Genomic DNA, 14,581 nt, shown 5'->3' on the forward strand with positions numbered 1-14,581 from the left:
AATCACCAAAATTTATTTTAGATTAAACATTTCTTTTTTGATTTCAGCGTTTTTTGGATGATTCCACCAATCCAACTGTGTTATTAAAAATCGTCTATTATTGTGAGGAATTAAAAACATGTCAGGGGTATCAGCATAAAATTTGGGAATATATTTCATATCTCTAACTATAACAATGTTATTTAGATTATAATTTTTATAAATTATTGCATAGTCGGGACAGTAATAGTTTTCACATAAATATGTACTTTCAACTAACACCATTTTACCATTATCTAACTGAACTGCAACCCACATATGACTTCCGCTATTTCCATAGGTGTCCAATATTCCATATACTAAATATGTTTTGAACCCATATCCCTCTAATATCCATTCTAACTGACATGATGCCTCTGAACAGTCGTAATAATTCTTTTTATACGCTGGCAATTTAATAGTTTTTAGAATATAACTTAATGTGTCTAAATCTCTTTTTTTAACATCAGGAAACATTTTATCAGAGAGTTCATAATAATTTTTCGGAAATTTATACATTTTTGGATAAGTTTTTGGTAAATCATGATTTAAAAATATATTCTGGTCATAATTTGGATTTTTTGTGTTATTTGGTTCATTTAGTTCATAATGTCTGTTATATTCGACAAAACTATATGATTTTTCGTAACATCCACAAAATATGGAAATTAGGATAATGGTTATAAAAAAATATTTATAATCCATAAACATCCCTTAACTCAAATCCCTGGACTTATTCTTTGGACTTTATTACAATAACTATATCTTTAGGGTCTATTTGTATTATGTCAGGAATTTTATCATCAGGAATTGAGATAATTAAGAAATAATTAACATTTTCATCGAATATTTGAGTATCATCTTCAATTTCATTTAATTTTTTTCCATATTCTCCAAACATCTTTTTTATTTTATCGTAATCGAGTCTGTCTATGACTGTTGCATGTAATATGCCTGGAAGGTTATTTAATGAGTAAGATATACTTGAAGAGGAAGATGAGGAGTAAGATTCTCCAAGCTCATTTATATTACTTGATGTTGATTTACTTTCACTGTAACTTATAGAGGATAAAATTACATAGGATGAATCTATGATACCATATGTTATGAACGAACCGTCTTTACTGTATATTGAAATTATATCTCCTTTATGTGGTAACTTACCACACTGTTTTGCAGATATTTCAATTGCTACTTTATTTAATTGTGATACTGGAGTTATTTTTAGAGATTTGAGTTCGGATAATGTCCAGAATTTTTTATATTTAAGAATTTCATCTCTTGTCATAAACATGGATTTTCCATTAATTTCTACATAATAATATTTATCTCCTGAGGCTAAAACATAATCAATCTGCTTTTCTATGATGCTCCTAATGTCTTTTTCTATATCAACAGACTTTAATAGATTTTCAATCTCTTCAGTAGATTGTGCCAAGCTTATTTTATGCACTAATTCCTGAGCAGATAAACTTAGAGAATAATATTCCCCATACATACTTTTTATTTGGTTAATAGCCTCAATTTTATAATTTTTAAAGCTAATGTACTTTTTAGCTTCTTCCAACACTTCGTTAATTTCTTCAATATTATTCGCCATTTGGATTTTGTTTATATATATTAGTTTTTGTGGGTCGTTAGGGTATTTGGCAAACATCTGATTTATTGATTCAATAGCTGCTTTTTTCTGGTTTTCAAGCGTTATTTTTTCTTGAAACTGTAGGTTACTGATTTCATTATATGCGATAAATGCTAATAACCCAACAATTACAACAACCAGTATTATCAATATAAATTTTAATGAACCAGATTTCACCGTTCTTCTACTTTTCTCTTTTAATGCTTTAATTTTTGAAGTATCTACCATACAATCACCCTAACTTTAATATTACAAAATTATATGGTTTGTTATCATGGCCTATTATGGATTTACGGTTATATTATATTCACTTTGGTTTATTTTTGTGACATTATAAATATAGCTTACAATAAAATTCTTTATTTCTGGAGTAATATATGATTTAGGTGAGATATAAATGTATATATTTTTCTTATTCCCTGACCATGAAATTCCCCCATAGATTAAAGTGACATTTGGGTTAATTCCATTATATCCTGAATTTGCCAATATTACAGCAGTTTTTGCTGCATTTTCAACATCACTTATAACCTTATCATCCTTTGTGAAATTCTGTGATAGAAAATGGCTTATTGTTATAATAGATGCCAACAATATAGCAAGGAATAAAAATGAGAATTCAAGAGATACCTGGGCTTTTTTTGATTTTATTATTTTATTTTCCATGGTATTCACACTTTAGATTATTGCTAACTTCATCAACATTAAAACTATAACATAACCAATGACAACAAACGGAACAAATGGGTAGGTTTTTATAACATTTAGTTTGTCAGGGATTTTTCCCTCCATATAGAGTTTTTTTATTTTTCGAATGTCTTCATTGGATAACCCTTCTCCATCGGTTAATATTATTTCCTTTTCATTTTCTTTGATTTCATGTTCTAATAGAAATTTTATTCTTTTCATTATATTTAAGTTTTTTACCTCAACACCATCTTTGTCTATTATTATAACATCCCTCAAAATATCTCCTTCTTTTAATTCTTCAATATGTTTTTTGTCAGAAGTTTCTACACCCGTGAGTGCATAAATAACGATAGATATTAGTATTATTTCACAAAGGTATATTATGGATGTTAATAGCACATTATATTTAATAAAATAAGTTGTATCAATAATATATAAGAATAACAAATAAGCAGGGAATAAATATCCTAATTTTTTCGTATATTCTTTGTATTTTGGAACTTTTCTTGAGACAAAGATAGATAGGACAATATAAGCCCATATAATTATTGAAGCGTATGGAATTTCGTAGATATTTATAAAATAATATAATATACCAAGCATCATAGTTAAATAACAAGCTGAAGGAATAATATCTTTCCAATATCTCATTAAAATTTTATACATCGGAAAAACTGCGGCGATAAACATACTAATTGCTATTAAGTAGAGAATATATTTTGGAATATAAAATACAAACGAGTTTGGATACGCAAAAATTGGAGCTAAAGCGGTGAATAGCTTAACATCTCCTCCTCCCATTCCAATACTTAATATTAAACATAATATTAGAGTAGAGAAAAACGCAATAATAGCATTAAATCCAAAATAGTAATAACCAACAACTAAGTTTATTATAATCATGGCAATTGTGTATTTATGAGGAATAATTCTTTCTTTAATATCAGTTATTGCTGCTAAAAGGAGTAAAATAAAGTTAATAATATAAACTACATTTAGCAAATCCACAATTTCACCTATTTGGATATTTGGCTTTAACCCTATCTTTTATTTTTAACATCAACTCATGGTTATCTAAGAGCTTTAAAGCCTCATCTATATCTTTATCTTTGGTTAAATTTAAAATTTCTCTTAAGATTTCAGTGGCAACATCTTCCCTATGAACCCAAAAACACTTCATACAACTCCAAATCTTTGTTCCATCTTTTTTTTCAACATACTCTCCTAATTCTTCATCTTCACATGGATAGAAAGGGCAGTAACACCATAAGCAAACCTGTCCATCAAAGTGGCATGGGTAATATTCACAATTTCTGTTAGCTCCACAAACTTCTAAAACTTTCTTTAGATGATTTTTAGCTAATTCTATCATTATACAACACCTTTAAATAGATTAAATATTATTTTTACTTTTAGATGTATTTAAAATTTAGGGAGGGATTTTAATGGAGAGGTTAATAAAATTGGCGGAACAAATAAAGGATGAAGAATTAAGAAAAAAGGTTATTGAATTTTTAAAAAATCCTAAAGCAACACATCCAGGAATTGTAGATACTGGAATAAGTGTCGAAGAAGCTCCAGCAAGTATAAATTGGCATCATAGATATGAAGGTGGGTTAATAGAACATACAATATCAGTAACAAAAATAGCTCTAAAAATGGCTGATGTTTTGGAAGAAGTTTACGGTGTTGAAGTTAATAGAGATTATATAATCGCTGGAGCTTTATTACATGATATTATGAAGCCATACAACTATATAAGAAAAGAAGATGGCACTTTTGACCACTACGATATGTTCAATTTAGACCACTTAACATTAGCTGTTGCGGAGCTCTACAAAAGAGATTTTCCAATTGAGGTTATTAAAATAGTTGCTTCCCATCATGGAGACCATTCTCCAACAAGGCCAAACTCTATAGAGGCATATATTGTCCATTATGCTGATGAAGCAGATTCAAAGATTAATGATGTAGCTGTTAGAGTTTGTCAAGCAAGAAGTAGGGATTTAGGAATCTCTGAACAGGAGATATATAAAGCAGTAAATCCTTTGAAGGTTTATGAAGTTAGAAGTAGAGAAGGAAAGCTAAAAACTATAGAATTTTTAAAAGACATTTTAAAATCAATAGGTATAATTTCTGAAGATGAGAAAAAAGATGAAAATAATGAAAGTTTAGAAAATAAAGAATCCAATTAAATCTAATCAATTTATATATTTGGTTTTATTAATATAATGTCATAAAATAAAAAATGAAACTTTTGTTTTGTGATTAAATAAAATTGCGTATTAATTTACACCTCCGAGCGTAAGCGAGGAGGTGTTAGTTTTGATGAAACTTTCTTAAAGTTTCAAATGGAGCCTCGGGCGGGGTTTGAACCCGCGACCTCCTGCTTACCAAGCAGGCGCTCCGCCAGGCTGAGCTACCGAGGCACCTTAGCATAGTTAAATTACTATATCTTATATATAAACATTACGCCGAAAAGTATATATATGGGAACTTTATTTATGAATAGTATGCCCTCATCTGATAAAATCAGACTTAAGAAGTATAGAAAGAAAAGTATATATACCCCTTCTTAGTATTTATTAAATTGCTTACGTTTGATGTAGCCCGGTGGTGTAGTGGCCTATCATCCGGGGCTTTGGACCCCGGGACCGCGGTTCGAATCCGCGCCGGGCTACCATTTTTATTTTTACTATTTTATATTTATTAATTTAAATACATGGTGAAAGTGTGAAGGTTGCTATTTTAACCGATGGAGTTTATGGAGACAGAGCATATAATACAATTAAATCAAAATTTCCATGTGATTTTATAACTGTTAAATATTATGGAGATTTTGATGAAATAACAATAAGTGAAAATACAATTGAAAAATTAAAAGATTATGATTTATTTATAACTTATACTTTAAATCCAGATTTAACCTACGAGCTTGTTAGAAAGATAAAAGAACTCAACAATAAAGCTTTTGTTCTTGTTGGGGCTTGGAAAGGAGAGGGATTTAAAAAGCAGATAGAGAGTTTTGGAAACGCTTTCTGCCCCTATTTAATGTGTGATATTGATGAGGATGAACTAAAAGATTATAAAGATTATTTAGATAACTATCCTCACTTAAAAGAATTTCTAAAATATTTTGGAAAACCAAAAGTAAAATTATACATTAAAAATAATAAAATTGAAAAAATTGATGTTTTGAGAGAGGCTCCCTGTGGTTCAACTTCTGAAACACTAAAAGAATTCGTTGGGAGAGAATTTAATGACAAAACTTTAATAGATATTGGTTTGAGAGTTCAACACTTTTGTAGAGCTGGAAAAATAAGGCTGTTTGTAGAGAAAGAAGGAAAGAAAACAAAAGCTGGTAAAATATTAGTTAGTGGTATCCAAGTAATTCAAATTCCATAAATTCAAATTCCATATTTGATAGTGCGTTAAGTCCTTAGGATTTAAGTAATTCAAATTTAATATTATGACCAAATAAATATAGTAAAGCTGAAGCAGTAATTTTTTTACTTTTATTGTTGTATTTCTTTCCACATATTTCAATTTCGAATTTTCTATCATCAAATATATTAACCTCATACACTTTATTTTCAAAATCTTTAAATATGGCATCTTCTAATGGGTTAAATCTCCTTAATTCATCTAAACCACTTAATGGCTTAACAATAAAGCCAGTATAGCCATGTAGAGAATTTATAACCCTCAAAAGCCTTATGTCATCATCCATAACTTTTTCATCCAATTCAATTTTATTTTTGGTTTCTTCAATAATATTATATATTTTATTTTTGCTCTTTAAATTCTCAATAACCTTTTTCCAATTTTTTTCATTTTCAAGTTTTTTTGTGGATATTCTTTTATCTCTTTCTTTGATTGCCTTTATTAATCTTCTTCTCCAACCACTACCTACTGAATTTAAGTTTAAATTTTTTCCTAATATATAATCCATTAAAAATCTTCTATCTTCTTTTGAATAGCTTTCAATAATATCCCTAATTTTTTCATCTCTTGGTTTTATATATATGTGATAACCCCTGTTTCCACTAAATACAATCTTTAAATCTTCTTCATTTAAACCAAAGTCAGGAATTAAAAATTCTTCAATTAAGTAGATAGCTTGATTTTTTGCCTCTTCTAAACAATGCTTGCAAATCCAATCATCTTCATGCTTACATTTTTTTGTTTTATGGACATCTATATCAAACGCTAATTCTCTTCTAAATATACCTTTTTTAGAAGCTCCACCTGATTTATTTGGGTAGAGCATATAAGCTAAAGATTTATAAAAGTGCATTGGAGCGTTTTTTAACACCCAATCTTTATATTCTCTTTCATTTTTAAAAGATAGGTTTCTATTATCAACTTTTTTTAAATAACCATATCCAAATTCCCTATATTCAATACCTTCAGGGATTTCAAGGATATTGTTTTTTATTGCGAAGTTGTAATATTCCCTATACAATTTTTGAACCTCAGCAAAAGTATTCATATACTTATCCCTCAACTTTTAGTATTGACTTAGGAATTAACAATAATTATTTTAGAGAGTTATAAAATTTTTCACGGTGAAAATTATGATTTTGGGAATAGATATTGGTGGAGCTAATACAAAAATTACAGAGATTGAAGGAGATAATTATAAGATTCATCACATCTATTTCCCTATGTGGAAGAAAAAGGATGAATTAGAAGATTTATTAAAAAACTATAATGATAATGTTGATTATGTTGCCTTAGTTATGACTGCTGAATTAGCTGACTGCTACAAAACAAAAAAAGAAGGAGTTGAGGATATAATAGATAAAGTTGAAAAAGCTTTTAACTGCCCAGTATATGTGTTTGATGTTAATGGGAATTTTTTAACTTCAGAAGAGGCTAAGAAAAATTATTTAGATGTTTCAGCGTCAAATTGGAATGCAACAGCTAAATTTGTGGCAGAGTTTATAAAAGATAGCTGTATCTTAGTTGATATGGGCTCTACAACCACAGATATAATTCCAATAAAAGATAAAGAAGTTTTAGCTGAAAAGACAGATTTAGATAGATTGATGAATAATCAGTTAGTTTATGTTGGAACTTTAAGAACTCCTGTTAGCTTCTTAGCCAACAAAATAGAGTTTAGAGGAAAATTAACTAATCTATCTTCAGAGTATTTTGCTATAACGGCTGATATATCTCTAATATTAAATAAAATTACAGAAGAGGATTACACCTGTGACACTCCAGATGGAGCTGGAAAGGATTTTGAAAGTTGCTTAACAAGGTTAGTGAGAGTTTTATGTGCTGATAGAGAAATGGTTAAAGATGATGAACTAATAGATTTCGCCAATAAGCTTTATAATAAGCTGTTAGAATTAATTAGGGAGAATGTTGATACTATTGCAAAAAGATACAATTTAAATGATGTTGTTATAACTGGTTTGGGAGAGGAGATTTTAAAAGATGCCTTAGATGAGTATAATATAATATCAATAAAAGAAACCTATGGAAAAGATGTTTCTTTAGCAACTCCAAGTTTTGCTGTAGCTAAATTATTGCAAAAGCAATTAGATAAATAATTTTATTGTTTTTTCATTCCAAAGAAATTAATCATACCAATTAATTCTTCAAATGCTTCAATTTCAAATTTTAATGCTTCTTCTCTTGTATAGATTCCACTAACTTCTCCGTCTAAGGTTAATTGCTCCACTCCTCTAACAACTATCCTATCTACCCCATCCCTTCTTAAAATCTCTTCAGCAACCCTATCATGCACAAAAGCCTTTGGAGGAATAAAAACAGTCTCTTTAACATCTTTTAAATCTAATTTTTCTAAATCTTTAGCTGTTATTAAATCGGCGATATCTTTATTAACTTTAACAACATTTACAGATGTTTCATCAAAAATCTTTTTTAAAAATGGATATGCTACATTTCCAGTAATTATTGTAGCTTCTCCATTTATTTTGTCTTTTAATCTCTCCAAAATGTGGCTGTTTTCTTCTTTAGCTAATGCAAATGGGGTTCCAGCAACTGGGTCATGCAAAGGAGTTCCAGTAACTCTAATATAATCCCCAAACTCATTATGGATTTCATCAACTATATTTTTAAATTCTTCAACTGAATGTGGCTTTATACCTTCAATTAGAGGAGCGTTTCCTAAAATTAATCCCTGTTCTTCACTATTTGCAAACCTCATCAATATAACTGCATTAGCTCCCCAATCAACTAAATCAGAAACTGTCTTCTTTAATTCTTCTCCATCATTAACTCCTGGAATAACAATTATTGCACAATGAACCTCACAATTTTCACAAAAATATCTTAGGCATTTTAATGCAGTTTCAGCATTTTTGTCATTCATCCATTCCTTTCTAAGCTTTGGATTTGTTGAAAAAACTGAAAATGTGACTTCATCAACACCATAATCAACTAAATTTTTTGCAATCTCTACATTATCAAATCCTTTTCCTGAAGTATAGCCAAGATGAATCTTTAATCCTATATTGTTTATAGCTTTACATAACTCCTCTAATTGAGGATAACAGCTAACGTCTCCTCCAGCAGTTAAATTAACTTTGCTGTATCTTTTAAATAATAAACTACTTTGTAATTCCATTAATGCAAATGGTAATGGAATGAAATCACCATTTATCTCCCTAACTGAGTACATACAATAGTCACAACCAACTGTAAATTGACAGTATCTACATCCAAATGGTTGCGGATTATTTTTATTGACTTTTCTAAAATAACAGAACTTACAAAATCCATTACAGTTAATTCCTGGTTCTCCTCTCAAATCTATTAGTAGATTAGCTTCTTTCATAATTTCACACTATAACTGTTATTTTTAATAAAAAATTTCAGATAGAAAATTTTATAAGGGATTTTTTCACCAAAAATTATTGGATTTTATGTTATTTTAATTTTAAAACTTTGCCTGTAAATTCCAAATCCATCCACTATATAAATGTTACGATTTTGTTCAAATGAAAAACTGGATATATATAAACTGCGATAACTAATATCGAACCAATATGTGGGAGTGATTCCTATGGTAAAGTACAAAGACACAATAAACTTGTATGATGAAAAAGGTAAATTAGTAGAAGAAAACGTTCCTTTAGAAGCAATCAGCCCATTGCACAACCCAACAATTCAGAAGTTAGTTAAAGATGTTAAGAGAACAGTGGCAGTTAACTTAGCAGGTATTGAGAACGCTTTGAGAACTGGTCAAGTTGGTGGAAAAGGTTGTATGATTAAAGGTAGAGAGTTAGATTTACCAATTGTTGAAAATGCTGAAACAATTGCTGAATACGTTGAAAAAGTTGTTAGAGTTTCAGAAGATGACGACACATCAATTAAATTAATTAACGATGGAAAACAGATGGCTGTTCAAATTCCATCAAAGAGGTTAGATGTTGCAGCAGAATATTCAGTCTCTGTTTTAGTTACAGCTCAAGCATTAAAAGAAGCTATTATTAGAACATTTGATGTTGATATCTTCGATGCTCCAATGGTTCATGCAGCTGTTTTAGGTGGCTACCCACACGAAGTTACAATGAAAGGTTCAAACATCGCTGCATTATTAGGTAGCCCATTATCATTAGAAGGGCCAGGTTATGCGTTAAGAAACATCATGGCAAACCACTTCGTTGCATGTACAAAGAAAAATGTCATGAACGCAGTTGCATTCGCTGCAATTATGGAGCAAACAGCAATGTTTGAAATGGGAGACGCTGTTGGATTATTTGAAAGATTACACTTATTAGGTTTAGCATACCAAGGATTAAACGCAGACAACTTAGTAATTGACTTAGTTAAAGCAAACGGTAAGAACGGAACTGTTGGTACAGTAGTTGCTTCCGTTGTTGAAAGAGCTTTAGAGGATGGAGTCATTAAAGAAGACAAAACATTACCATCAGGATTTAAGTTATACAAACCAGTTGATGTTGCTAAGTGGAACGCTTACGCTGCAGCTGGTTTAGTTGCAGCTGCTATAGTAAACTGTGGGGCTGCAAGAGCAGCACAGAACATTGCATCAACAATCTTATACTACAACGACATCTTAGAATACGAAACAGGATTACCAGGAGTTGACTTCGGTAGAGCAGAAGGTACAGCAGTTGGATTCTCATTCTTCAGTCACTCAATTTACGGAGGAGGAGGGCCAGGTATCTTCAACGGAAACCACATCGTTACAAGACACTCAAAAGGATTTGCTATCCCGCCAGTTGCAGCTGCAATGTGTTTAGACGCTGGAACACAGATGTTCTCACCAGAGAGAACATCAGCATTAGTTGGAACTGTCTTCAGTGCAATTGATGAATTCAGAGAGCCATTGAAGTATGTCATAAAAGGAGCATTAGAAGTTAAGGACAAAATCTAAAACTTTAAGTGATTGTTTATGATTGAAGTTGAAATCTTCCCACATAGGTATTTGAAAGCCTCCACAACTGAAAAATTTCTCAATAAAATTTATGACTTGAAGACCGTGGAGAGAGTTGTAATCCACGGTCAGCCCCTCCCTAAAGTTATCACTTATGGGCCTGCAAGAGGTTTGCCAGTGAATCACACAGAGAGGAAGATAATACATGTTAAAGGAGTTCCAGTAGAGCTAACAGTGATGGCAGGGAGATTCTGGATAACTCTCAGTGATGACAGTGAGTTGGATAAATTAGATGAAATCTGCAAAGAAATGTTCCCATTTGGCTACAACTTAAGAGTCGGGAAATTCTTAAAAGACAGACCAACAGTTACCGACTATATAAAATATGGTGAAGATGGGGTCTTCCTAATAAATGAGATGGACAGAAGATTGATAGGAATGGTTGATCCAAGAAGTAGAATGGCAAACTCTGTTACAGTTGTAGAAAAAGAAGAAAAAGAGGAATAGTATGCCAGTAGGGAGAAGGGAACAAATTGTGGATTGTAGGTCAGTGATGGGTTTAGGAGAAGGGGGAGGATTAGCACAGAGAGGGACATTTGCAGAGGCATTAAAAAATGATGTGGTAGTTGTAGCGATGTCACCAGGAAGGAGGCATATAACAAAACCTGTCTGTGAGATAACTTATGGAATAAGGGAAGCAGGGATTCAAACAAGCGTTCTGGTTTTAAATGCTGGTTCAGGAATACCACATGATGCTCCGAGAGGAGCTCTGGGTTCAACCTTTGGTATCAAACCAGAAGAGGCAGAGCAAATAAATAGACATAAGCTCTGTGTTGTTCATTTCGGAAACGTTATCAGCCATATCGTCTATAAAGCGGGTCTCCTCCTAAAATACGTTGAAATTCCAACGATTATTGTCTGTCAAGCTCCTGTGGATATGGAAGACCTTGCTAAATATGGAATAAAGACAAGGGATGTCATGCCCTTAGAACCTAAGACCAAAGGGACAGTTGTAGATATCGTAACTGGAGTAATTAGGGGAGAATCTTGTCCCCAAACTAAAATTGATGAGGTAATAAGAAAAATAAAACTTCATTTAAACCTAAATTGAGGTGATTGTATGGCATACAAGCCACAGTTCTACCCAGGTCAAACAAAAATTGCTCAAAATAGAAGAGACCACATGAATCCAGATGTTCAGTTAGAAAAGTTGAGAGACATTCCAGATGATGATGTTGTTAAGATAATGGGTCACAGACAGCCAGGAGAGGATTACAAAACAGTTCACCCACCATTAGAGGAGATGGATTTACCAGAAGACTATGTAAGAGATTTAGTTGAGCCATTAAATGGAGCTAAAGAAGGTCACAGAATTAGATACATACAATTTACCGATTCAATGTACTTCGCTCCAGCTCAGCCATATGACAGAGCAAGAACTTACATGTGGAGATTTAGAGGAGTAGATACTGGAACATTATCCGGAAGACAAGTTATTGAGATGAGAGAGAGTGACTTAGAAGCATTATCAAAGAACTTCTTAATTGATACAGCATTCTTTGACCCTGCAAGAATTGGTATTAGAGGAGCTACTGTCCACGGACACTCATTAAGATTGGATGAAAACGGTTTAATGTTCGATGCTCTCCAGAGATATGTTTATGATGAGAAAACAGGACACGTTTTATACGTTAAAGACCAGGTTGGAAGACCATTAGATGAGCCTGTAGATGTTGGAGAACCTTTACCAGAAGAGAAATTGAAAGAGATTACAACCATCTACAGAATTGATGGAGTCCCAATGAGAGAAGATGAAGAATTATTAACAGTTGTTAAGAGAATCCACAGAGCAAGAACCTTAGGAGGGTTCTTACCAGTAGAAGATGTTTTCGAGAAACTCTAAGATTTGGGCTTTGCCCATTTAACCTTTATAACTTTCTCCCACTAAAACTACAAAAATAAATTATAAATCTCAAAAATATAACTTAGAAAAATAAAAAATAAAAATCAAAATTCCTCACAGAGGTGAGCCCGATGGATGCTGAAAAAAGATTGTTCTTAAAGGCATTAAAGGAAAAGTTTGAAGAAGACCCAAGAGAAAAATACACTAAGTTCTATGTCTTTGGCGGATGGAGACAGTCAGCAAGAAAAAGAGAATTCGTTGAGGCAGCACAAAAATTAATTGAGAAGAGAGGAGGAATTCCATTTTACAACCCAGATATTGGAGTTCCATTGGGGCAGAGAAAATTAATGCCTTACAAAGTTTCAAATACAGATGCAATTGTTGAAGGGGATGACTTACACTTCATGAACAACGCTGCAATGCAGCAGTTCTGGGATGACATAAGAAGAACAGTTATCGTTGGGATGGATACAGCTCACGCTGTTCTTGAAAAGAGATTGGGGGTAGAGGTTACTCCAGAAACAATTAATGAATACATGGAAACTATTAACCACGCTCTCCCAGGAGGAGCAGTTGTTCAGGAGCACATGGTTGAGGTCCACCCAGCATTAGTCTGGGACTGTTACGCTAAGATATTCACTGGAGATGACGAATTAGCAGATGAGATTGACAAGAGGTTCTTAATTGACATTAACAAGTTGTTCCCAGAAGAGCAGGCAGAACAAATCAAGAAGGCAATCGGTAAGAGAACATACCAAGTTTCAAGAGTTCCAACATTAGTCGGTAGAGTTTGTGATGGGGGAACAATAGCAAGATGGAGTGCTATGCAGATTGGAATGTCATTCATTACAGCTTACAAGCTCTGTGCTGGGGAGGCAGCAATTGCTGACTTCTCATACGCTGCAAAGCACGCTGATGTCATTCAGATGGCTTCATTCTTGCCAGCAAGAAGAGCAAGAGGGCCAAATGAACCAGGAGGTATCTTCTTCGGAGTCTTGGCAGATATTGTTCAAACATCAAGAGTTTCAGATGACCCAGTTGAACAGTCATTAGAGGTTGTTGCTGCTGGGGCTATGTTGTATGACCAAATCTGGTTAGGAGGATACATGTCTGGAGGAGTCGGATTTACACAGTATGCTACAGCAACCTATACAGATGACATCTTGGATGACTTCTCATACTACGGATATGACTACATAACCAAGAAATATGGAGGATGCAACAGCGTAAAACCAACAATGGATGTTGTTGAAGATATTGCTACTGAAGTAACTTTATATGGTTTAGAGCAGTATGACACCTTCCCAGCATTGTTAGAAGACCACTTCGGAGGTTCCCAAAGAGCAGGGGTTACAGCTGCTGCAGCAGGTATTACAACTGCATTAGCTACAGGAAACTCAAACGCTGGAGTTAACGGATGGTATCTAAGCCAGATATTGCACAAAGAATACCACAGCAGATTAGGATTCTATGGTTATGACTTACAAGACCAGTGTGGAGCAGCCAACTCATTATCATTCAGAAACGATGAAGGTTCCCCATTAGAATTGAGAGGGCCTAACTATCCAAACTACGCAATGAACGTTGGTCACCAAGGAGAATATGCTGGAATTACACAGGCTGCACACTCAGCAAGAGGAGACGCATTTGCATTGAACCCATTAATTAAGGTTGCATTTGCAGACCCATCATTAGTCTTTGACTTCACACATCCAAGAAAAGAGTTTGCAAGAGGTGCTTTAAGAGAATTCGAGCCAGCTGGAGAAAGAGATCCAATCATCCCAGCTCACTAAATTCTAAATTTTTTAATTTTTTATTATGTTGATATTGTTAAGCATATTAAAACGTAAAATACAAAAACTTAAATTCTGACATTGTTTTTAATATTCTGGATGGATTCCTATAACTAAAAAAAAGTTAAATAAAAATTAAGTGAATTTTAACAGAATCAAATAGA

15 protein-coding genes and 2 tRNA genes are annotated in these 14,581 nt (G+C 32.6%); 9 read left to right on the forward strand and 8 right to left on the reverse strand.

Annotation, left to right across the window (positions count from 1 at the left end; genetic code table 11):
* Positions 1-12: 12 nt before the first annotated feature.
* The 5 genes from MJ_RS04460 to MJ_RS04480 are packed head-to-tail and all read right to left on the reverse strand — an operon-like array spanning position 13 to position 3,719.
* A complete protein-coding gene (locus MJ_RS04460) occupies positions 13-723 on the reverse strand; it encodes a hypothetical protein (RefSeq protein WP_244409517.1) in 711 nt (236 codons plus the stop codon).
* Between the two features lie 28 nt (positions 724-751).
* A complete protein-coding gene (locus tag MJ_RS04465) occupies positions 752-1,885 on the reverse strand; it encodes a DUF515 domain-containing protein (RefSeq protein WP_010870347.1) in 1,134 nt (377 codons plus the stop codon).
* Positions 1,886-1,939: 54 nt separating this feature from the next.
* Entirely contained in the window at positions 1,940-2,323 is a 384-nt protein-coding gene (locus MJ_RS04470; protein ID WP_064496638.1) for a class III signal peptide-containing protein, read from the reverse strand.
* Between the two features lie 12 nt (positions 2,324-2,335).
* The gene (locus tag MJ_RS04475; RefSeq protein WP_010870349.1) at positions 2,336-3,355 is read right to left on the reverse strand and encodes an A24 family peptidase C-terminal domain-containing protein; all 1,020 of its coding nucleotides are present in this window, start codon (positions 3,353-3,355) and stop codon (positions 2,336-2,338) included.
* Positions 3,356-3,359: 4 nt separating this feature from the next.
* Positions 3,360-3,719, reverse strand: coding sequence for a cysteine-rich small domain-containing protein (locus MJ_RS04480; protein ID WP_010870350.1), 360 nt, complete (start codon positions 3,717-3,719; stop codon positions 3,360-3,362).
* 73 nt (positions 3,720-3,792) lie between these two features.
* Here MJ_RS04480 and mptB point away from each other — a divergent pair, with 73 nt between their 5' ends.
* The gene (gene mptB / locus MJ_RS04485; RefSeq protein WP_010870351.1) at positions 3,793-4,542 is read left to right on the forward strand and encodes a dihydroneopterin 2',3'-cyclic phosphate phosphodiesterase; all 750 of its coding nucleotides are present in this window, start codon (positions 3,793-3,795) and stop codon (positions 4,540-4,542) included.
* A gap of 157 nt (positions 4,543-4,699) precedes the next feature.
* Here mptB and MJ_RS04490 read toward each other — a convergent pair.
* Positions 4,700-4,776, reverse strand: a tRNA-Thr gene (locus tag MJ_RS04490).
* Positions 4,777-4,954: 178 nt separating this feature from the next.
* Here MJ_RS04490 and MJ_RS04495 point away from each other — a divergent pair.
* Positions 4,955-5,030 (forward strand) — tRNA-Gln (locus tag MJ_RS04495).
* Between the two features lie 50 nt (positions 5,031-5,080).
* Positions 5,081-5,752, forward strand: coding sequence for a DUF166 domain-containing protein (locus MJ_RS04500; RefSeq protein WP_010870352.1), 672 nt, complete (start codon positions 5,081-5,083; stop codon positions 5,750-5,752).
* Positions 5,753-5,786: 34 nt separating this feature from the next.
* Here the strand turns inward: MJ_RS04500 and priS are convergent, their stop codons facing one another.
* Positions 5,787-6,839 (reverse strand): DNA primase catalytic subunit PriS, encoded by a 1,053-nt coding sequence (gene priS / locus MJ_RS04505; RefSeq protein WP_010870353.1) that lies wholly within the window; start codon positions 6,837-6,839, stop codon positions 5,787-5,789.
* 85 nt (positions 6,840-6,924) lie between these two features.
* Between priS and mfnF the strand changes: the two genes are divergently transcribed.
* Positions 6,925-7,908 (forward strand): (4-{4-[2-(gamma-L-glutamylamino)ethyl]phenoxymethyl}furan-2-yl)methanamine synthase, encoded by a 984-nt coding sequence (gene mfnF, locus MJ_RS04510; protein WP_209320036.1) that lies wholly within the window; start codon positions 6,925-6,927, stop codon positions 7,906-7,908.
* Positions 7,909-7,910: 2 nt separating this feature from the next.
* On the opposite strand, the gene mmp10 is transcribed toward mfnF, so the two are convergent.
* Entirely contained in the window at positions 7,911-9,158 is a 1,248-nt protein-coding gene (gene mmp10, locus MJ_RS04515; protein WP_010870355.1) for a methyl coenzyme M reductase-arginine methyltransferase Mmp10, read from the reverse strand.
* Between the two features lie 228 nt (positions 9,159-9,386).
* Here mmp10 and mcrB point away from each other — a divergent pair, with 228 nt between their 5' ends.
* The 5 genes from mcrB to mcrA all read left to right on the forward strand — a co-directional run bounded on the left by mcrB (position 9,387) and on the right by mcrA (position 14,417).
* A complete protein-coding gene (gene mcrB, locus MJ_RS04520; protein ID WP_064496639.1) occupies positions 9,387-10,721 on the forward strand; it encodes a coenzyme-B sulfoethylthiotransferase subunit beta in 1,335 nt (444 codons plus the stop codon).
* Positions 10,722-10,739: 18 nt separating this feature from the next.
* Positions 10,740-11,228, forward strand: coding sequence for a methyl-coenzyme M reductase operon protein D (mcrD, locus tag MJ_RS04525; RefSeq protein WP_209320037.1), 489 nt, complete (start codon positions 10,740-10,742; stop codon positions 11,226-11,228).
* A 1-nt stretch (position 11,229) separates the two neighbouring features.
* Complete coding sequence (gene mcrC / locus MJ_RS04530; RefSeq protein ID WP_010870358.1) at positions 11,230-11,832, forward strand: methyl-coenzyme M reductase I operon protein C; 603 nt, start codon at positions 11,230-11,232, stop codon at positions 11,830-11,832.
* A gap of 9 nt (positions 11,833-11,841) precedes the next feature.
* Positions 11,842-12,624: a coenzyme-B sulfoethylthiotransferase subunit gamma gene (gene mcrG / locus MJ_RS04535; RefSeq protein ID WP_010870359.1), complete on the forward strand. Its 783-nt coding sequence runs from the start codon at positions 11,842-11,844 to the stop codon at positions 12,622-12,624.
* A gap of 131 nt (positions 12,625-12,755) precedes the next feature.
* Positions 12,756-14,417, forward strand: coding sequence for a coenzyme-B sulfoethylthiotransferase subunit alpha (mcrA, locus tag MJ_RS04540; RefSeq protein ID WP_010870360.1), 1,662 nt, complete (start codon positions 12,756-12,758; stop codon positions 14,415-14,417).
* Positions 14,418-14,581 lie beyond the last annotated feature (164 nt).

The organism is Methanocaldococcus jannaschii DSM 2661 (assembly GCF_000091665.1).
GTDB classification, from domain to species: Archaea; AGJL01; Methanococci; order Methanococcales; family Methanocaldococcaceae; genus Methanocaldococcus; species Methanocaldococcus jannaschii.